Genomic DNA, 18,949 nt, shown 5'->3' on the forward strand with positions numbered 1-18,949 from the left:
GCCGACGACGAAAAGGGGCCGCAGTCATGAGCTCGCTGCTGAACGAGAGCGACCTCCTCCACGAGAACACCGTGGTGTGGCTGGAGAGCCCCGAACAACTCGACTACGTCCGCCAGGCCCTCGACAAGACCGCCCGGCGCCGCGGCAAGCCCCGCTACGCCCGCGACGGCCGCATGGTCGGCTACACCGAACTCGACGAACAAGCCGAAGCCGACCCCGACAGCGGCCTCCAGCTCCGCCGCGTCTTCTTCCTCCTCCCGCACGACCGCGACACCGAACCCGACGGCCTCTACCAGGAAGGCGCCCCGGGCGAAGCAGTAGACCCCCGCACCATCGAGCCCCGCCGGGTGGGGGAGAAGACCCCCCGCTCCCAGGGAGGCCTCGCCGGGAAGATAACGGCCGGCGGCGCCAGGACACCGTAGGAGCTGGGCGGCCAGGCCCTGGGGGAGGGGCCCTGAGCAGCCGATGCGCTCAAGCCCGAGGGAGCCGGTACCTACGGCAGACTCCGGACCAAGACGTTCACACCATCAGACCATCCGTCGGGAGCGTGGTGCGCGCCCACCAGCCCCACCAGTGACCGAGACTGACGCCCGCGAGAACGCGCTCCGAGCGCCGACAGCCCGCCCCCAGGACCGGGGTGGTGCCGTGCCGAGGTAGGTGTCGAGGGTGAGCTGCACCGGGCGGAGGCGGGGTGGTGCCGGGTGTAGGCGGCGCGGGCGATGGTACGGCGGTGTTCTTCGCGGCCGCGCTGGGACGCGGTGAGGGTGGCCATGATCCGGTGCACGGGGACGGGGCGGAAGCCGGGCTGCACCAAGGCGGCGGCCAGGGGGAGGGGGCCGAGGCCCCACCAGGCGGCGTCGGGAGCGGGGCGGGGGTGGGAGATGGCCCAGTCGTGGGCCCGATGGGCGCTGTCGCCGCTCCAGGCCTCCCTGTGCCGCCCTCCGCCTCGGCACGACGTAAGGGTTCCGGGCGGGAGTCGTTACGCACCCCCTGCGGACGCGTGAGCCATCACTCGCTGCTGAGCAGGCCGACGGTGCCCGCCAGGCCCTCGTCGCCGTGGCCCTGGGCAACCCTGTGGCGCATCAGCTCCATATAGGGGGTGAGAAGCCGAGGGTCGACGGACTGGTCCTGCGCCGTGGTCAGGAGTGTGTCGTTGGCCGCCGTCATCATGGCGAGGTTGGACGTGACACCCTCGGTGTAGTTGCCGCTTTCCAGCTGGGCGGCAATCCCGTGGGCGGCTCCGGACATGGCGCCGAGCCATTCCGCGAGCAGCGTGGCGAACCGGGCGCGGTCGAGGTCCTTCTCGGGGCCCACCAAGGCAAAGGCGTGGGTGATACCCGCGAACATGCCGGTCATCGCACTGAGCAAGGCGATGTCGTGCAGCGCCGCGTGGCCGGGGTCCTCGCCGACGAACTTCACGCCGGCGGGAGCTGCCAGTGCCTCGCGGTGGCGTTCGAACAGCGCGTGGTCGCCGCTGTAGAAAATGTAGCCGCCGGTCTCCGGTCGGCCGATCATCGGAGGGACGGCCATGATCCCGCCGTCCAGGAAACGAGCCCCGCGCTCCTCGGCCCAGCGGGCACGCTGCTGGGCCTGGGCGGGGGTGTTCGTGGTCAAGTTGACCACGTCCTTGCCGTTCAGGTCGGTACCGTCCAAAGCCTCGCCTACGGAGGCATCGTCCAGCAGGCAAAGGACGACGGGACCGGTCGCCGAAGCTACCGCCTCCGCCGCGGTCGCCACCGCCCGGGCACCCTCACCCGCCAGCGGTTCGGCCTTTTCCGGGGTGCGGTTCCAGACAGTCAGCGGGTGTCCTGCGGTCAGCCAGGCGCGGGCGAGAGCGGTGCCCATGTCGCCGAGGCCAAGGAGCGTGATGGGAGTCTTGGAAGTGCTGTGGGTGTCCATGCCGATCAGGCTCGTTTACGCCCGGAGCATGATCAAGTACGCACTCTTTTGTGGGTGGTTACCTTAAGGTGAGTGGATGACCAGGCGGGACGCTTACGTGTGCGGCATCGACGCAGCGATCGACGTGGTCGGTGGCAAGTGGAAGGTGCTCATCCTGTGGGCGCTAGGGGGAGGGCCCTGCCGGTTCGGTGAGCTGAGGCGTGGCATCCCCGGCGTTACCGAGAAGGTTCTCGCCTCGCATCTGCGGGAGTTGGAGGGTGATCGCATCGTCTTCAGGGAGGAGGCGTTCGAGGGGGCGGTACGCCGCGTCACTTACGCCCTGACCCCGCTTGGTGTCTCCCTGAACGAGGCCCTGGTCCCCCTGGGCGCCTGGGGCAGGGAACACCTCCTCGGTGAGCGGAGCGCGCACTACGAAGCGCTTTGACCACTCGCGTTGAGTGGCCGAGGGGACGCCCCCGCGCATGACTCGGAGCGGCGAGAGATGGCGTCGCGCGACGGCGTACTCCGCACAGACCGCCAGATAGGGGATCTGTGCGAGTGGGGTACTCGGCTTACGCCTGGCCTCGAGGCTCTTGTCGACCACTCAGCACCGCCTGATTTCCAGAAACGGTGGAATACCCGCAGATCAGGCCAGGGAGAAACGTCCGGTCATGCCGCGCTGGCGCCGGCGGGTGGCGACCCGTTCGGCGGTCTCCAGCTCGGTAAGGGCCTGGTCGCGGTTGCCGTCCCACAGCCACGCTCGGGCGAGGTCCATGTGGTCATGACCGAGCCGGGAGTTCGGCAGGACGGCGATGTGCGCCGGGTCCGCCTCGCGGTTGAGCCGGAGCGCCTTCGTCTGGTCGCTTGGTCGCTCATCTCCAAGGCGGCGCTGACGCTGTGGATGATGACGTTGCCGAGGCTGAACGTGACCGAGTGCCGGTCGTGGATCTCCGGGCCGACGTAGGCATTGACCCGCTCGCCGGCGGTACGCCAGGGCGAGGCGCTCCTCCGACCCGGCGGCGTTCCCGGGCCGCGCGTACGAGATCGCGGCCCGCAGGTGCAGGGCGCCCCACATCCGCAGGGCCAGTGGGTCACCGGCTTCGTACTTCGCCTCGATGCCGACGAGGGCCTTGTCCCCGAGGGTGAGCGCGTCGTCCCAGTCGGCCGAGGCCCACGTGTCCCACATCCACATCCGCATCTACAGCGCATCGAGGGCATCACAGGGTCGCCGGAGAGCTGCGCGGACCACGTGGCCCGCTCGCAGGCCATGGCGACCAGCTCGGGATGTCCGAGGGCGTGGGCGGCGGTGGTGTGGGCGAACTCGCAGGCCACCGCGTAGATCGCGTACGCCTCTTCGCGTTCGTGGCCGGTGGACACCTCGGCGAGAACGTGGGCCTCCCGCAGTATGTCCGGCAGCTCGCTCAGCATGGCGCCGTCGGCCGCCGCGTTGCGTAGGCGGAGCAGACGCTTCATGTCGTGCCACAACACCTCGGACAGGCGCGGGGTGCCGTCGAAGACCGGGGCCAGGGCGTTTCGGCGCAACTCCCGCAGGATGGAAGCTGCGGACACCTGCCATTTCGTCTCGGCGCCGCCGCTCGTGTACGGGCGATCGAGCAGCGTGTCCGGGTGGCATTGCAGGGCGGCGGCCACGGCGTTGATCGGCCCGGCCCGGTCCAGCTCGATCCGGCCCTTCTCCAGCTTGGACACCCATCCCTGCGTCCGGCCGAGCGCGGCGGCGAGATCGGCCTGGGTCATCCCGACGGAGAGAAGGCCGGCGGCAGCCCGCATTCCCCTGGATGCTGGGCCGGCGGACCCGGACACTCGCGGGATGACCGAAGCCGAAGAGCTGTTCACGCGGATGGGCGAGATGATGGTCGGCGGGGCCGACCTCGGAGACGCCCACGCGCCCACCAGCTCATCCGCGAGGGCCAACACCTTCTTCCTCCAGCCTGCGGCAAACCCGAGGCGTCTTCCTCCCCTACCAGGCAGCCAGCAACCTCAGGCTCAAGTCAAGGAACCCGAACTGGCCACCGAAGCAGCAGGAGAGGCACTCCGACCCTTCCGCCGGATCGGCGCCCCGCGCTGCGGACGCCGTCGCGCTTCGTCGAACGAAGCCGATTGCCGGATTCGGCGAAAGTGCTCAAAAGCAGCACGCCCCCCGGATAGAGTCCCTGGTCAGTAAGTCTGCTTCCCGCGCCCGCGGGGATGAACCTCCGTCCTCGACGCCGCGGAGAATCCCACGGTGTTGCTCCCTGCGCCCGCGGGGATGACCCCGCGCGCGCCCTGGCGTGGCTGGCCAAGGCAAGCTGCGGCCCGCAGCCGTGGGGAGGGCCGTCCCGTCACCACAGCCGGCGGCGGAGAGGTGCGCAGACCTACTCTTGAAGACTGAGGGGATGACCTCAGGATGTAGGTGACCACTTCCGCGCCGACTGTGGGCTCCCCTCCCCGTCACTGGGGGGGGATGACAGCGCGTCTGGACCATGAGTCTCCCGGACGAAGAGGGACCGAGAGAGTTACACAGGGGCCCCTTCCCGGGGCCCTTGTGCGTTTCCGGAATCAGCCCGACAGGTCTCCGGCGGCCGACGTCACAGCTGCGCTGCTGTTCTGCTGGGTTGGAAGCGTCGTGGGAGCCCATCGCCCAGACCGGCCTGCGCCCCTGGTACGAGGAGAGGAAGGCGGCGCGCGGTGACCGATGATACGGACCTGCGGGCGGGGCTGCTTGAGGACGTGGAAGACCTCAAGCCCAGGTCGCGTCGCTGAGAGCCCGGCTCGCGGCGCAGACCGGGGGCGTCGACAACGACCTGCCGTCCGGCGACCACGAGGGCGCGGAAGCTGGCGGGGACGAGGAAGACGCCTGGCAGTATCCGCCGTTCATCCTGCTGCTCGACGAGCCCAGTACGACGACGAGCTGCGTGCTCTGATCGAGTGGGTTGAGGGGGTCCTCGTCCCCAGCTACCTCGCCGAGCCCTCCGCCGTCGCCCGCCTGCACGCCCTGTGGCTGGCCTGACAGGGACTCACCGACCCGGCCACCTGCGGCTACACCGACCCCTCGGTATGGCACCGCGACCACCTCGACACCTGCATGCGGGAACTCCGCCCCTCCACCGGACCGTTCGCCGACTGCACCAAGGGAGAGCACCGGATCGAGCACCGCCTGCCGGGAGTGGTGCCCAGCGCCTGCCGCCAGGGCGACGAGGAGCGACGGGACGCGGTGGGGAACGAGCGCTGCTACCAAGCCGTTTGGTGAGCCTTGCCCCGCTCGGCTCGGCCGCGGACCGGCAACTAACCTTGTGGCACCAGACATCAACTATCAGGGAACTGCCCTCTCATGGCATACCGCCGACGGCCTCAGTGCCTCACCGTGCCCCTGCGCACGGTGACCCGGCGCGGCAGACCACGCAGTTCCTTGACCCAAACCGCTCAGCACGAAAGGCAACACGCGTGAGCGGGCAGTCCGCCAGCATATGGACCCCACCCGCACACCACGAGACGATCCCACAGGGACAGCCTCGGCGAGAACCACCGCTTCCCACCGGCGGACCCGTCGCGTGCGCGCCGCCGCCGTCGCTCTCGCCCTGCTCGCCGCCGGAGCCGGCGGCTGCGGCCAGACCACAGCCGGGAGCGGCCCCTCGTCCGCGGACACGGGCCCCAAGGCGCCGTTCGTACCGGCTCGGCTCGTCCAGGCCTGGAAGGCGCCCACCGAGAGCGGTGACGTTCTGCTGACCAAGCTCATGGCCACCTGGCATACGAAGACAGCCCTTTACATCGGCCGGGGAACCGGGGTCGCCATCCTCGACCCCGCCACCGGCAAACAGCTGGGCACCGTAGCCCCGCCCGAGCCCGACATGCACCTGTGCGGGATGACCGAAGGACTCACCGCCAGTGGGCTCGGGGCGATCGCCTGGGTCAAGGGGGACCCGCTTGATCCGAATGCAAGCTGTGACCGGGTGTCGCTGGTCGACACCCGCAAGGGCAGCACGATCGTCTGGACGACGCAGGTGGCCGGCGTGCCAGTGGGCGGGAAGGCGCTGACCGACGACACCACCCGCCTGGCCTTCGTCTCCGGGGACGTTCTCGCCGTCATGACCTCGAACACAGTGGTCGGCCTGCGCCCGGACAAGAGCGAAGCGTGGACCTGGCGGAACCCGGGAGCCACCGCGAACTCGTACATGCTGAACTGGGACATGACCGCCCACGGCGACCGCATCATGATCATGCTGGGTGTGGAGGGCGGCGGCCCGGAGATGTGGCAGTACTCGGTGGCCATCCTCGACGCCAAGGGCCGTCAGGTGTCCGCAGCCCCCGTGGCCATGCCCGTGCCGCCCAGGGGGCGCGTCAAGCTGGTCGGTGGGAGTGCGATGACGGCGGTGGGTGGAACCTGTTCGGGAGCGGCCACCGCGTGATCATCAACGGTTGTGCGGACTTCTGAAGACGGTGCGACGACTCAGTAGCCACTCGGACACCTAGATCACGAAGCCGCACTGGAGTACTGAACGGTACGCGTACGCCGATCACAGGTGCCAATCGTGAGGCCGAGGACGAGCCCAGAGCGTCGTCCTCGCTGGCCGTACGTCGCCCGCCGGCCAGGGGTCACGGCCCTGCGACCGAGACCATCCCTCGGACGCAGCGGGTGGGACGCGGGCCGCTAGCATCCGGGCATGAAACGAGACCAACCACCGAGGCCGGTCGCCGTGGGCGACGTCGTCGCGGTGTACTCCGAGGCGCTCGGTGCCTGGACCGCCTCGCAGGTCACCGGCCTCGACGCCGCGGCAAAGTGCGGTGCGGTTCTCGAACTGGACTGGTCCGGGCCCGAGCCTGCGGCCGTGGCCAACCTGGGCGACGTGCAGCCACTCCGGCTCACGCACCACAGCTGGGGCGGCAAGCTCTCCCACTGCAACCACGGGTGGGTCCTCCCGAGAAGCTTTACGGTGATCGGCTCCCTGCCCCCGCTGGTGACCGAACCCTCGTACTCCTATGGCTCGGCATGGGGGCGGGGCGAACAACTGGCCCGGCAGCGGAACTGGGACAGCGGCGACCGCGAGGACTGGAATGCCCCGTACGCGCTGACGTACACAGCCGACGAACTGGCCGCAGAACACACCCGCGGCGTCGTACGGGCGGGCGTCAAACACCTCACCGTCCGCGGGATCACCCGGCTCGACTGCACCAGCCTCGTCCCCGCTTTCCCGGATCTGACCCGCCTGTCGCTGTACGGCATCCCGGCCGACTACGCGGCCGCGATGCGCAAGACCTGGCGTCCCCACGTGCGGCACGGAGTGGAGCTCGACGTCCGCGGTGCCCGCAAGCCGGAATGGGTCGCTGCCAACACCGCCAACCCGCTCCGCGACTGGGACGGCCGCGAGCACATACCCCGCGCCGCGTACCGCAAGGCTGTTGCCCAGTACAAGGCCACCCGGGACGCCTTCCTCGCCGAGGTCACAGGCGGCGAGCACCATGGCGACATCGCAGAGATCGGGCGCGCCTTCGGCGCCGCCTTCAACGCGCTGGACAGCCGCTCGCGCTTCATCGAGACCGTGGAGCGCGAGGAGCTGTTCGACGCTCTGGACTTCTTGGCGGACGAAGCGCAGACAGCTGCCGGGCGCGATCTGTCCGCCGCTCGCGCGGCGCTGATCGAAGGCGTGGACTCCAGCCGCGACTGGTGACCACCGTCCATCCGCCGGCGCTCTGGTCCTGCCGCAGTAAATGCCGGATTTACTGCGGCAGAGCCTCTATCGTGATCACGGCGACCTGCGTTCGGACCCTCCCGGCTGGGTAGCGAGGTGTACGCATTTACCGCGACAGGGAGGCAAGCTGATGCGGTTCGTGTTCATCGACGACAGCGCGCGGACGGCGCCGGGCGACGCCCCCCGGGCTCATCTCGGTCCGCTGCACGCCTACGGAGCCGTGATCGTTCCCGAGGAGTCACTCGTCCCCTACGCCGAGTGCCTCGCCGCTCTCCGTACCCGCCTGGGTCTGCCGCCCAAGAAGGAGTTCAAGTGGAACCCCAGCGGCGGGTCGCTGCACAAGAACTGGGACGCGCTCCGCGAGGCCCGTCCGCAGATGCTGCAAGACGCCCAGGACCTCGGCATCTCGGCGGTCGTCGTCATCTGCGCGACGGAGCGGATGCCGAACTCCTGGGACAAGGGGAAGATCCAGCTAGAGATGCTGAAGTATCTCTACGAGCGCGTGTCCATGGTGCTCGACAACGCGGGCCATAGCGGCATCCTCATCGCCGACCAGCCGCCCGGCGACCGAACAGACGAGAAGCGGTGGCTGGGCCAAGCCCTGGCCCTCACCGAGAACGGCACCCAGTACATCGCCCCCGACCCCAACCGGATCGTTCTGCCCGTGCTGACCGCCCGGTCGGACCACCTCGCCTTCCTGCAACTGGCCGACCTGGTCACCGCGGCTACCACCGCGCTCATCGCCGGCAGCGAACACGCCGCGCCCTACCGGGACCTGATCAAAAGTCTGCTGGCGAAGAACTGGCTCGACGGGATGGGCGGTACTGGCCTCAAGCTGTTCCCGGACGCGGAATACAGCCCGCACAATCTCCGCAACCTCTTCTACTGGGTATTCGGCGAGTGGGGTTCTCCAAGGTCGCTCACTTCGGACACAAGCCCCTGCCCCACTACGAGTGGGCGTACGCAACCAGCGACGGGCTCGGGAACACCCTCCCGCAGGACCATCGGCACGCGAAGAAGAGCAGCGCATGAGCGTCGGCAGCACGACAGTCACGTCGGCCGCCATCCCCAGGGCAGGACGGGTAACACCCTTCTCCCCGGCCCCGCCGACGTACGCCGCGGCGGTCGACCGGTACCTCACCGGCGCGGGCATCGCGAAGTCCTCCGCGCGGATCTACCGGATCTCGCTCACTACCTGGGGGTGGATGCTGCGCGGTGAGACGGCACCGACCGGGCCGGCCCGCCGGGGAGCGAAGCCCGCGCCTTTCGACCTGGCCGCCGTCGACGGCCCAGACCTGCCGCCCCTCCTCGCCGAACTCGCGGCGGCGCGGGCGGATGAGATGGACGCCGACACCGTCAACCGGGAGCTGTCCATCGCGCGCAAGGCAATCGGCTGGTGGCAGCGACAGGGCTGGATCGAAGGCGACCCGACGATCGGCATCGAGCGGCGACCGGCACCACCGGACCGCACCAAGGCCCTCGCCGAGAACCAGATCGCTGCCCTGTGGCGCCTGGACGTCGCCCTGCGGGAGAAGACACAGTGGAAGATGCTCTACGAGTCCGCTGCACGGGCCGATGAAGTGCTGTGCCTGAATGTGGAAGACCTGTACCCGCAGGACAAACGCGGGAAGATCACCGCCAAGGGCGGGGCGACCGAGTGGATTCACTGGCAGTCCGGCACCGCCCAACTCCTGCCCCGTCTGATCGCGGGCCGCACCCGCGGCCCGCTGTTCCTCACCGGACGAAAGGCGCCGGCTGGGACGCCGACGCTCGACGTGTGCCCGGAGACTGGCCGGGCCCGGCTCTCCTACCGCCGGGCTGAGGAGATCTTCGAGGAGAACACCCGGCTGCTGGCCAACCCCCTCGCCTCACCCGCGGACAACGAGGACCTGGACGGGTGGACGCTTCACCGACTTCGTCACAGTGCTCTGACGCACGACGCCGAAGACGGCACCTCCACCCCGATGCTGCTGGCCCGCTCCCGCCACGCCTCCGTCCGCTCCCTGGAGCGGTACGCCCGTCCTGGCGTCGACGCGGTCGCCAGGCACGTCGCCGGACGCGACCCTGCTGCACGTCGCCGCACGTAAATCCGAGCGGTCACGTCTTCAAGATCATCCCATGGCCCCTTCTGGGCTCACCTCGGCGATACCCCTACGTGGGCGCCGGCGACTCGATGAGCCTCACCGCCCCCACCTCGGTAGCCGCCTTCGACATGGCGACGGGCACCGCGAAGTGGACCCAGCCGGTCGGCATCGCGACCACGCCGAGATTCCTCGGCACCGACAAGGACACCGTCTACGTCCTCGGCGGAAAGCTGACGACCGACATGACCGTCCACGCCTACACGGCCAAGGACGGCACCCACACAGAGATCAGTACCGTGACAGCACCCGACGGTCTCCTTCCCCCGGGACTCGTCATGGACTACAACAGCGGGAACCTCTCCATGATCGAGCCCGGGAGCGGAACCCTGTTCGGGGCCATCACCTTCCGCCCCTCTGGCACCTGAGTCACGTCATGACTGCCGATGCCCCGCTCACCCGAGAGTCGTTCCGGCGCCTCCAGCCGATCAACACGCCCAGGCCGGTGTCCCAGTTGCCGGATCGTGTCTGGACTGACGAGGACTGGGACCGGATCCGGCTCGGATATCAAGCCCGGGACATGGATGAGAAATGGCAGGTCTTCATCGAAGGCGATGTCCTTTTCATGCACCGAAGCTGGACCGGCCACGGCGTCTATGAGGCGTCCTTCGCCCCCGCGACTGGTGGTGGGATGAGGATCGCCTCTGCTGTCGTGGAGGCCGATGGGGAGCGCTATCGGAGCATGGGTGACGAGCACGACCGTCTGAATTTGGAGCTGATCATCAGCGCGATCGTACTTGGTGAGCCCGCAGCCGAACTCCGGGCTGGTCTTGTGGAGTTGACTGCCCGGGCTTCGGGAAAGAGCGATCTTCCCTCGGGTGTGGTGGAGCACAGTGCTCTGGGATTGCGCTCCGGATCGTAAGTTCCACGGCCCGGAGAGCGCTGTCACCGCCCCGGGCCGTATGACTGGATCGCGCGGTGCGGGCGCAGGGCCTCGCGGTGTACGGCTGCCTGCCACGGGAGCGCACTGGCTCGTATCTCTTCGAAGCTGCGGTGCTCGCAAGCCACAGCCCCACTGCCGATCTCGCCATGATGCCCCCTGCCCGGACATCACCCGGTCCTGCGAGCTCGCCTCACCGACCTGGTCCGCAACCTCCGCCGATCCTCACCTGATCATGAACGCATATTGGGCTACGGACGATGCGCGGGCCGGCCAGCTCTGCGTATCGGCACGCCGAGGGTCTCGTCGATCTGCGCTCCTACGACATCGAGGAGGTCCTGCCGGAAGAGACACAGCGACTCCTCCCAGGGGTGCCCGAGGCTGCCGTTCAGGAAGTCTTCCGTGAGACGTCGCGGCCGGCCCCCACCGGGTTATGCGTCGATGTAGTCGGCGATCGCGTCGAGCGTGGACTCGACGGAGTCGAGCTGGGTGTTCAGGTGCCGGATCCACCGGCCTTTGGGCTGTAGGAGGGTGTGCGGGGCGACGACGCCGGTGATGAAGCGACGGATCTCGATGAGCTCACCCTCATACGGCAATCGCTGTGAGCGCACCTCACACACAGTCCCGATCACACCACGGGCCGTCCGGCACCAGGGCGCCGAGCACCGTCAGCAGCTGCGGCGGCTCAACCGGGTCCGGCAGTGCGTTCAGATCCGACCATGCGATCCAGGCATACGTGTCCAGGTTGGCCTGTTCGTCGGGGAGCAGGCCGGTCCGCACCAGGGATGGTTGCTCGTCGGTAAACCGAGCGATGAAGAAATGCTCCGTCCCGATGTACCGCTTGCCGTTCCACTGCACATCGCGGTCGACGAGTACCGATCGCTCAAGGACGGCAGCCGGGTCGAGTCCGGTTTCCTCGACCAGTTCTCGTCGTGCCGCCACCAGCGGCGTCTCGCCAGGCTCGATGCCGCCACCGGGCGGCTCCCAGAGCCATGTCCCGTCGAACGGATCCCGCCAGCGCAGAAGGAGCAGGCGGTGGGCAGCATCCAGGCAGATGACCCGGGCGGCGGTCCGGTGCGTTGTTTCCACCGTCCTGACGCTACGCGGCACTCGAAATGTCGATCAAGACCTGTGCTGATCGACGTCTCACACGCGGCCTAGCATCCGCCCGTGCCCTCTGAAACCCGATCGAGCCTCGAGGGCTGCTCCCGCCCGGTCGGATGGGCACGTCCGATGAAGGCCACGGAGACGTACAGCCCCTGTGGCTCAGTGACGGGCCGGCCACGGCCGAGCTGCGGACGCGGACGCACGCCGAGCACACACGCTCCGGCTTGTGGCCGCTGCTCCTCGGCGCGCTGGATCCGAACGATGGCGAATTCCGCCCATGGGGGTCCGGGGAGGTCTTCCCCGAGAAGATGTCCTCCCTGGCAAGCCATGAGCCTGCCGACCTCCTCGCACCGTGGTGGGCGACCTACACGGCCGACGATGATGACGACGACACGCTCGCCGTCAAAAGGCGCCTCGCCGTCACGGCTCCCTTCGGACAGACCTGGCCCGGCCTCGCGCCCAGCCGGGAGACGGCAGAGAACCCCGATCAACTGGCATCCGATTTCGCGCAGGCGTTCCTTGCCGAGCGCCCCCAGACACGTCTGGGGCTGGTCGCCGCAGCGTCCGGTGCCGAGGCGTTGACGGCCGCGGGCTGGGTCGGACCCTGTAACTACGACAACGACACCGCCAAGTTCTCCGCGGTAGTCAGCGATGGGGAGCACCGGTGCCCACGGCTGGGACTTCTGGTGGGACTGATCCGTCCCTCACCTGGGAAACCGGGAAACGACCACCCGTCCGGAGGGATGGCGCGATCGACGAACGTGGTGCCGGTCGGCCGTCTGCCTCGCGGCGCCCATGAGAGAGTGGGCATGTCAGACGCGTTCTTGCTTCTTCATCAGGCTTCAGCAGGTGCGCACCGACTGGAGGGAAGACGGGCGCGGTGTACGTCACGAAGGTCCGGCTCACGGATATCAAGGGCTTCGGCGGATCACGCGCCGTCGATCTGGTGCTGCCCGGCCAAGGCGGCTGGACCGTGGTCGCGGGGCGCAACAGTTCCGGGAAGTCGACGTTCCTCCAAGCCATCGCCCTGGCTCTCGGCGGCCCGTCGGTCGCCCGAGGCCTGGTGGCCGACTTCAGCGACTGGGTGTCGGCCGGTGCCGGCGCAGGCTCGGCCGAAGTACATGTCGTCCACGACCCTGCGGCGGACTCCTTCGCGGGATCAGGACGCAGGCCTGGCGGGGCATTGCCCCTGCGCATGGACTGGACACGACCCGACCCCTCGACGCCCGGCCACGTGGCAGAGCCGCGAACCGTTCTGTCGACTTCGGACAACGAGCGCTCCTTCCGGGGGCCGTGGGCAGAAACCACACGCGGTTGGTTCTGCGCCGGCTACGGCCCGTTCAGAAGGCTGGTGGGCGGTTCCGGCGAGGCGTACCGGGTGATGCTCGCCCAGGGGCCCGCCAGCCGCATGGCCACCCTCTTCCATGAGGACGCCTCGCTGGCCGAGGGCGTCTCCTGGCTGATCGACCTGCGTCTGCGCCAGCTCGAGAAGCAGCCCGGCGCCGGCGACCTGCTGAAAGCCGTCCTGCGGCTGCTGGGCGACGGACTGCTGCCCGACGGATTCCAGATCAAGAAGGTCACCTCCGACGGCGTATGGGTCACCCGGCGGGGACAGGCCGGCCCGGGCTATCCGCTGCGCGAGATGAGCGACGGCTACCGGACCGTCGCGGCACTCGTCCTGGACATCGTCCGGCAGATCCACGCGGTCTACGGAGCCCTCGACACCGAGCCGCGCGACGGCGGCGGGCTCGCCGTCACGGCGCCGGGTGTGGTGCTGATCGACGAGGTGGACGCCCACCTCCACGTCACCTGGCAGCGCAAGATCGGCACATGGCTGCGCGAGCACTTCCCCCACATCCAGTTCATCGTCTCCAGCCACAGCCCGTACATCTGCCAGGCCGCGGACGAAGGCAGCCTGATCAGGCTGCCCGGGCCGAACGAGGACGGTCCGGCAGAGGTCGTGGATCAGGACCTCTACCGGCGCATCGTCTACGGAAGCGGGGACGATGCGGCACTCTCCGAACTCTTCGGCATGGAAACGCCGTACTCGGACCGTGCCGAGGAGAAGCGGAAGCAGCTCGTCGTCCTGGAGCGGCTGGTGTACGCGGGAACGGCCGACAAGGAGGAGATCCGCGAGTACGAGCGGCTCAGCGAGCTCCTCACCAGCTCCCTCGAAACGCGCGTGTCCGAGGTGACCGCCCGTCTGGCCGGTGACCAGTGATCCCCCTTCGCCGCCCTTCCGCGCCGACGGCGACACAGACACTGCTGGCAAGGCGAACGGAGACGATCGCCGCGGCGCCCACGACGGAGCGGTACACCACCGCCGTGAAACAGTGGCGCAGCGCGACCGCGGCCAAGAAGCACGTCCGGGGTCTGCTCAGACAGATGGCACCCGGCATCGAGCGGTGCATGTACTGCGACGACAGCCAGGGCACCGACATCGACCACTTCCAGCCGATCGCCGACGACCCGCTGCGCGCCTTCGACTGGCCGAACCATCTGCTCGCCTGCTCCTACTGCAACAGCAACACCAAGGGTCACAAGTACCCGCGTGATGAAACCGGCACCTGCCTGCTGATCGACCCGACCGTCGACGACCCCGCGTCCCACCTGGTCCTCTTCCTCGCCACAGGGGTGTACGACGGGATCACGCCGAAGGGTGCCGCGACGATCGACGTCTTCGGACTCAACCGTCCGACCCTGGTCAGAGGCCGGAAGGCAGCCTTCGTCACGGCGAAGACCCTCCTCGGCGGCTGGCATGAACACCGGCGGGCAGGGCGTACCGACGAAGCGGACGAGATCGTCGGGGCGATAGCCGAGTCGCCGTTCTCCGCCGTGGTGCAGGCCATGCTGAGACTGCCGAGACCAGTGGCCCTGGTGGTCATGGGCGCCGGGACGGTTCTCGCGATCGACGAATGGCGCAGGTGCGTGGTCGAGGCGGAGACCACCCCGGGTGGCGCGGCGCTGTCGAGCGAGGCCTCAACCGGGACCCGCCCCAGGACCTGATGCCGACCGCTCCACCGGCGGTCAGGGCCGGTGTCGCGCGAAGCTGATGTAGGCGTACCCCTCGCCCGCGCGGGGTGCCCGGGTCCAGGAGCGGGTGGTGAGGGTGTGGAGGCGGCCTTGGGTCAGTGCGAAGCGGGGGAGCGAGAGTCCGAGTTCGGTGTGGAGGGCCTGAAGTACACGCAGTTCGTTGTCCGGCTCGGTGTCCTCCGGGCGGAACAGCCGTGCGGGGTCCAGGGCCTCGGGTATCGCGCCGGAGCGCTGGATCTCCGTACCCCGCACGGTGAACGCGTAGAGCTCCTCGCCCCGTCCGGCCATCGACAGGTGGAACGCGGTGGGGTGGTCACCCGGGGAGGAGCGTCTCGGGTCGCGCCACACCACCACCGCGCGGCCGGATGCGGATGCGGCCGCGGCGGGGGACACGAACCGCTCGCCCAGGTGCGGGGAGTCGCCGTCGAAGGCGAAGGCCCATGCCCCTGCGGTGCGGCCGACGGCGACCACGGCCCGGTCCTCCCAGAGTTCCACGCCCTCACGCTCGTGGGGCCTGGGTCCCCGCCAGGAGGCGCGTCGATCGGTGGGCGCGCTCAGTTCGGCACCTTCCTCACCTATCAGGGCAGGCAGGAGGGTGGGGTCGATCCCCTCCACCCAGACACAGCGGAATCCGTTCAGCGGGCTACGGTTCGCAGCACGCTCTGCCAGCCAGGCGAGGCTCGGCGGGTCGAGATCGGGCACCGGCTCGGGAGCGGGTCCCGTCTGCCCGGACCGCGGTGTCGCGAGGACTTCCCGCCCACGCTCCGGGGTGACCAGCGCACCCAGGACCGGATCGGCGAGCAGGCCGATCGGGGCGATCAGCGAGGGCCCGGGAGCCTCCCACAGCGGGAGCGCCTCCCTCAGTACCCGCCACGCGGCGTCGGTCGCCCCCCAGCGGGCCGACTCCCGGGCCTCGGCCACGGCCCGGCCCCACGAACCGGGAGGCGCGTAGTGATGGGTGCCGTCCCGCATCGTGCTCAGTACGGCCTCGGCGGTCGTCCGGTCGGTCCCGCGGGCGGTCATCATCCCGAGCCAGTGGTCGTCCCCGCCCAGCCGCCATTCGCCGCCGGCCGGCGGGATGACCTGCACGGGCAGGACCTCGGGCAGGTAGCGCGGATCGGCCGCCAGGTCGCCGTAATCCCGGGAGCCGTGCGGAGCCGCAAGCTGCCGGAGCTGGTTGAGCAGGACGCCGCTGTGGGGCCGTCCGAAGGACAGCGCCTCCTCCAGCAGGGGCAGGGCCTCCTCGTACCGCCCGCGCAGGGCCAGCAGGCGTGCCTCCTCCACATGGGCGTCCTGGGCCCGCGTGGTCGCGTTCACGAAGTCGTCCCGCTCCACCCGGGTGGAGTGGAAACCGCGGTACATGGCCTCCATGTACGCACGGAACGACGGGTAGCGGTCCGGCAGTTCACCGCTCCAGCCCTTGTAGAGGTAGAGCGCCCACTCGCCGTGCTGGTCGCTGTCGCCCGGGTCGAGCAGGGCGTACGACATGTCGGAGTCCGTCTCCAGCCGCAGCGCCCGTTGCCACATCCCGGCCAGCAGGACGTCCTCCTCGCGCGGGTCGTCGCCCAGACTCTCCTCGTACAGCGGGGTCAAGCCGTACGGATCCCGGAACCAGTCGATCTCCGCGGCACCGCCGAGCTGATAGACCCCGGCCATCTGGTCCACATGCCAGCCGTCGCTCACAGCCAGGAACTCCCGGTACGAGGACGGCAGCCGCCGCCCCAACCGCTCCTCGGCCGCGGCGATAGCCGTCTCGTCCGCCCCGGGCCTGCCCGGTCCAAGGAGGGTCAGCTCGCCGTCCTCGTCCTGGTCCTCATCCTCACCTTCGTCCGGGTCCACGCGCGGAACCCACTCCTCCTGCCACCGTCCCAGGAACTCGTGCCAGTGGAAAGATTCGCCACTCATGAGCCGGATGGTGTCACCCGGCACCGACAACGGAGTCGTCCCTGTCCTGGTGCGGCCACGACCAGGCGGACGGGCCGTCATTTTCCGCTACAGGCCGGTCTGTCGTTGCTGTAGGAGAACCGGGCCGAACGTGTCGGGCATACCCCGATTGCCGGACTTGCCGAAAGTGCTCGCAAACACCTTCCGGCTCGCCTAAAGTCCCAGGCCTGTGAGTCTGCTCCCCGCGCAGGCGGGGATGACCCCTGGTTGTCGGCGCCGGCTCCGTTGAGCGTGAACTGCTCCCCGCGCACGCGGGGATGGCTGTCGATCTCGGCCAGCTGACGCGAGAACGTGTTCCCGGCACGAGTCGACGGGCAGGACCGGGACGCGGGGTCAGGATTCGCCCGCGTCCTCGTCCCCGTCGTCATCGTGCTGGTGGAGGCGGCGGTTGAGGTCGTCGGCCCATTCCCGGGCCCAGGTGCGCAGTTCGGCCGTCTCGTCGTCGGTGAGGCCGTACGCCGCGAACTCGGTGTCGTCGGCCCAGTCGGCGCCGACCAGGCGGTCGCGCAGGTCCTCCAGCCGGAACTCGTCGCGGCCGTGGCGTTCGCCCAGGTGTTCGAGTTCGGGGGTGCTGCGGTGGCGGGAGGCCGCGTGTACGTCGATGAGGTCGCGTACGGCGCCCCGGTCGGCCAGGGCGCGGACCTTCGTACCGATGACGGAGTCGAAGGCGAGCACGGGGCCGTACTCGGTCTGGGCGGGCGGGGCCCAGAAGTGCTCCTTCAGCACATCGACCTCGCAGGTGTCGCCGCCCTGCGCGTCGGTGGCCATGAGACGGGCGGAGAGGGAGTCCACGTCGATCACCCGGACGCGCCAGCCGCGCGCGATCAGGCCCGCCTCCAGCACGGCCACGATCTCGGCCATGGGGGAGGGGTCCTCGGTGGCGACGTCGAGGTCCTGGCTCAGCCGGTCGACGAGGCCGTGGGCCTGGACCGCGTACCCGCCCGTGAGGACCAGGGGGTAGGGGGCGCCGATGTCGATGACGGCCGAGAGGAGCCGGCGGTGCAGGTCGCTGAGGTTCACGCGGCGCTGGACACCGGGGCCGCGAGCTCGGGGAAGGCGTCCTCCCAGGCTGTACGGACGTGCCTGCTGATCAGCGTACGGAGCACGGGCCACTGGGCCACGAGGAGGTCGTGGTTCAGCAGGGTCACCAGGTCCTCGTGCCCGCCCTCGGCCAGGACGGTCCGGTAGAGGCCCATCCGCAGGCGCGGCCGGTCGAGGTCGTAGGCCCGCAGCCCGGACCAGGCCACATGGAGGGGGACCTCCACCACGCCGTGCGCGGGCCCGGCGAGCTTCTCCAGCGCGGCGGGCAGCCGTCCGGCGTACCGGGCGTACAGCACCGCCCCGGCCGGGCGGGCAGCGGGATCGGCGGAGGGTTCCATGACCATGAACCCGATTATCCCGCGCCCCGCCCGTCCCGGGTACCGCAAACGGAGCAGGAGATGCTGTCAGGGGCGCGCGGGAACCCCGCCCGCCGCGTGATCCGGACACGCCTGAGCTGGACGAGGACGAGGACGGGACCGGCGAGGGATGACCGCGTGAGCCCCGGTGGTAGCGCGCCCAGGACGTGTTCTCACCGGCGGACCGTGAGGCCGTCCAGGGTGAGGTCGAGCAGACGCTCAGCCTGCCGTCGGTGTTCAACGCCCGCCGAGGTTAGGGCGATGCCTTCGAGGGCGGCGCCGATGTCGGTGGGCCTGATGTCGGTACGGATCACCCCGGCGGCCGCGCACGCGTCCATGAGTGAGGTGATGGCGGCCTGGATCATTTCGCGGCTGTGGCCGTAGGGGTTGCCTCCCGTGGCGGCGATGGCGCGCAGTGCGTCGATCATGCCGTATTTGGCGGTGACGTAGTCCAGGAAGAGACGTGTCCACGCGCGCAGGGCTTCGGCAGGTGACTTCTGTGCGAGCAGAGCGGGGGCCGCGTCGCACAGGTGGGCCACCTCGTTGCGGTAGACCGCCTCGACCAGAGCCTCCCGGGTGGGGAAGTTGCGGTACAGGGTCGCGCTGCCCACGCCCGCCTCCTTGGCGATGCGCTCCATCTGCGCGTCCAGCCCCTGCGTCGTGAACACGTGCACGGCGGCGGTGAGGATCTTCTCCCTGTTGCGCCGTGCGTCGGCCCGCAACGGTCGGTGCGCTCCGTCGGCCATCAGTGCTCGCCATCCCCTCTCAGGTGTCCGTCGGCTTGCCAAACGGAGACGCCCCCACTTAGCCTGAATTAAGTGGGGACACCCCCGGTTTCACTGTAGGTCACCACACCGACCGGCGCACACCCACGAAAGGAAGCTG

18 protein-coding genes and 1 pseudogene are annotated in these 18,949 nt (G+C 69.4%); 11 read left to right on the plus strand and 8 right to left on the minus strand.

Annotated elements, in window-relative coordinates; translation table 11 throughout:
• The first annotated feature begins 26 nt into the window (after positions 1 to 26).
• Complete coding sequence (locus tag ACFV0Q_RS01140) at positions 27 to 422, plus strand: DUF6009 family protein (RefSeq protein ID WP_384998492.1); 396 nt, start codon at positions 27 to 29, stop codon at positions 420 to 422.
• A gap of 586 nt (positions 423 to 1,008) precedes the next feature.
• On the opposite strand, the gene ACFV0Q_RS01145 is transcribed toward ACFV0Q_RS01140, so the two are convergent.
• Positions 1,009 to 1,899 carry an NAD(P)-dependent oxidoreductase gene (locus ACFV0Q_RS01145; protein ID WP_384998495.1) on the minus strand — a complete coding sequence of 297 codons (891 nt, stop codon included), beginning with the start codon at positions 1,897 to 1,899 and terminating at the stop codon, positions 1,009 to 1,011.
• A 76-nt stretch (positions 1,900 to 1,975) separates the two neighbouring features.
• Here ACFV0Q_RS01145 and ACFV0Q_RS01150 point away from each other — a divergent pair, with 76 nt between their 5' ends.
• Positions 1,976 to 2,323, plus strand: a complete 348-nt coding sequence (locus ACFV0Q_RS01150) for a winged helix-turn-helix transcriptional regulator (RefSeq protein ID WP_384998498.1) — start codon at positions 1,976 to 1,978, stop codon at positions 2,321 to 2,323.
• 201 nt (positions 2,324 to 2,524) lie between these two features.
• Here the strand turns inward: ACFV0Q_RS01150 and ACFV0Q_RS01155 are convergent.
• A pseudogene (locus ACFV0Q_RS01155) lies at positions 2,525 to 3,666 on the minus strand (helix-turn-helix domain-containing protein).
• A gap of 1,294 nt (positions 3,667 to 4,960) precedes the next feature.
• Here ACFV0Q_RS01155 and ACFV0Q_RS01160 point away from each other — a divergent pair.
• From ACFV0Q_RS01160 to ACFV0Q_RS01190, 7 genes are all read left to right on the plus strand, one after another.
• Positions 4,961 to 5,125 carry a hypothetical protein gene (locus ACFV0Q_RS01160; RefSeq protein WP_384998501.1) on the plus strand — a complete coding sequence of 55 codons (165 nt, stop codon included), beginning with the start codon at positions 4,961 to 4,963 and terminating at the stop codon, positions 5,123 to 5,125.
• A gap of 301 nt (positions 5,126 to 5,426) precedes the next feature.
• Positions 5,427 to 6,281: a hypothetical protein gene (locus tag ACFV0Q_RS01165; RefSeq protein ID WP_384998504.1), complete on the plus strand. Its 855-nt coding sequence runs from the start codon at positions 5,427 to 5,429 to the stop codon at positions 6,279 to 6,281.
• Positions 6,282 to 6,536: 255 nt separating this feature from the next.
• Complete coding sequence (locus ACFV0Q_RS01170) at positions 6,537 to 7,541, plus strand: hypothetical protein (protein WP_384998507.1); 1,005 nt, start codon at positions 6,537 to 6,539, stop codon at positions 7,539 to 7,541.
• 151 nt (positions 7,542 to 7,692) lie between these two features.
• Complete coding sequence (locus tag ACFV0Q_RS01175) at positions 7,693 to 8,781, plus strand: hypothetical protein (RefSeq protein WP_384998510.1); 1,089 nt, start codon at positions 7,693 to 7,695, stop codon at positions 8,779 to 8,781.
• The gene (locus tag ACFV0Q_RS01180; protein ID WP_384998513.1) at positions 8,768 to 9,649 is read left to right on the plus strand and encodes a tyrosine-type recombinase/integrase; all 882 of its coding nucleotides are present in this window, start codon (positions 8,768 to 8,770) and stop codon (positions 9,647 to 9,649) included. The genes ACFV0Q_RS01175 and ACFV0Q_RS01180 overlap by 14 nt, the downstream gene beginning before the upstream one ends.
• 86 nt (positions 9,650 to 9,735) lie before the next feature.
• Positions 9,736 to 10,071 (plus strand): hypothetical protein, encoded by a 336-nt coding sequence (locus tag ACFV0Q_RS01185; protein ID WP_384998515.1) that lies wholly within the window; start codon positions 9,736 to 9,738, stop codon positions 10,069 to 10,071.
• 8 nt (positions 10,072 to 10,079) lie between these two features.
• Positions 10,080 to 10,565, plus strand: coding sequence for a hypothetical protein (locus ACFV0Q_RS01190; protein ID WP_384998518.1), 486 nt, complete (start codon positions 10,080 to 10,082; stop codon positions 10,563 to 10,565).
• Positions 10,566 to 11,014: 449 nt separating this feature from the next.
• Here the strand turns inward: ACFV0Q_RS01190 and ACFV0Q_RS01195 are convergent, their stop codons facing one another.
• The gene (locus ACFV0Q_RS01195) at positions 11,015 to 11,179 is read right to left on the minus strand and encodes a hypothetical protein (protein WP_384998520.1); all 165 of its coding nucleotides are present in this window, start codon (positions 11,177 to 11,179) and stop codon (positions 11,015 to 11,017) included.
• Positions 11,180 to 11,195: 16 nt separating this feature from the next.
• The gene (locus tag ACFV0Q_RS01200) at positions 11,196 to 11,672 is read right to left on the minus strand and encodes an NUDIX hydrolase (RefSeq protein ID WP_384998523.1); all 477 of its coding nucleotides are present in this window, start codon (positions 11,670 to 11,672) and stop codon (positions 11,196 to 11,198) included.
• 898 nt (positions 11,673 to 12,570) lie between these two features.
• Between ACFV0Q_RS01200 and ACFV0Q_RS01205 the strand changes: the two genes are divergently transcribed.
• On the plus strand, positions 12,571 to 13,911 hold the full coding sequence (locus ACFV0Q_RS01205; protein ID WP_384998525.1) for an AAA family ATPase: 1,341 nt from the start codon (positions 12,571 to 12,573) through the stop codon (positions 13,909 to 13,911).
• 104 nt (positions 13,912 to 14,015) lie between these two features.
• The gene (locus ACFV0Q_RS01210; protein WP_384998528.1) at positions 14,016 to 14,696 is read left to right on the plus strand and encodes a hypothetical protein; all 681 of its coding nucleotides are present in this window, start codon (positions 14,016 to 14,018) and stop codon (positions 14,694 to 14,696) included.
• Between the two features lie 21 nt (positions 14,697 to 14,717).
• Here the strand turns inward: ACFV0Q_RS01210 and ACFV0Q_RS01215 are convergent, their stop codons facing one another.
• The 4 genes from ACFV0Q_RS01215 to ACFV0Q_RS01230 form a co-directional block, all read right to left on the minus strand.
• Positions 14,718 to 16,628, minus strand: coding sequence for an SMI1/KNR4 family protein (locus tag ACFV0Q_RS01215; RefSeq protein WP_384998531.1), 1,911 nt, complete (start codon positions 16,626 to 16,628; stop codon positions 14,718 to 14,720).
• A 372-nt stretch (positions 16,629 to 17,000) separates the two neighbouring features.
• Positions 17,001 to 17,687 (minus strand): nucleotidyl transferase AbiEii/AbiGii toxin family protein, encoded by a 687-nt coding sequence (locus ACFV0Q_RS01220; protein ID WP_384998534.1) that lies wholly within the window; start codon positions 17,685 to 17,687, stop codon positions 17,001 to 17,003.
• Entirely contained in the window at positions 17,684 to 18,046 is a 363-nt protein-coding gene (locus tag ACFV0Q_RS01225) for a hypothetical protein (RefSeq protein WP_384998576.1), read from the minus strand. The genes ACFV0Q_RS01220 and ACFV0Q_RS01225 overlap by 4 nt, the downstream gene beginning before the upstream one ends.
• A 191-nt stretch (positions 18,047 to 18,237) precedes the next feature.
• On the minus strand, positions 18,238 to 18,810 hold the full coding sequence (locus ACFV0Q_RS01230; protein WP_384998538.1) for a TetR/AcrR family transcriptional regulator: 573 nt from the start codon (positions 18,808 to 18,810) through the stop codon (positions 18,238 to 18,240).
• Positions 18,811 to 18,949: the final 139 nt, after the last annotated feature.

The organism is Streptomyces sp. NPDC059564 (assembly GCF_042735575.1).
Classification (GTDB): domain Bacteria; phylum Actinomycetota; class Actinomycetes; order Streptomycetales; family Streptomycetaceae; genus Streptomyces.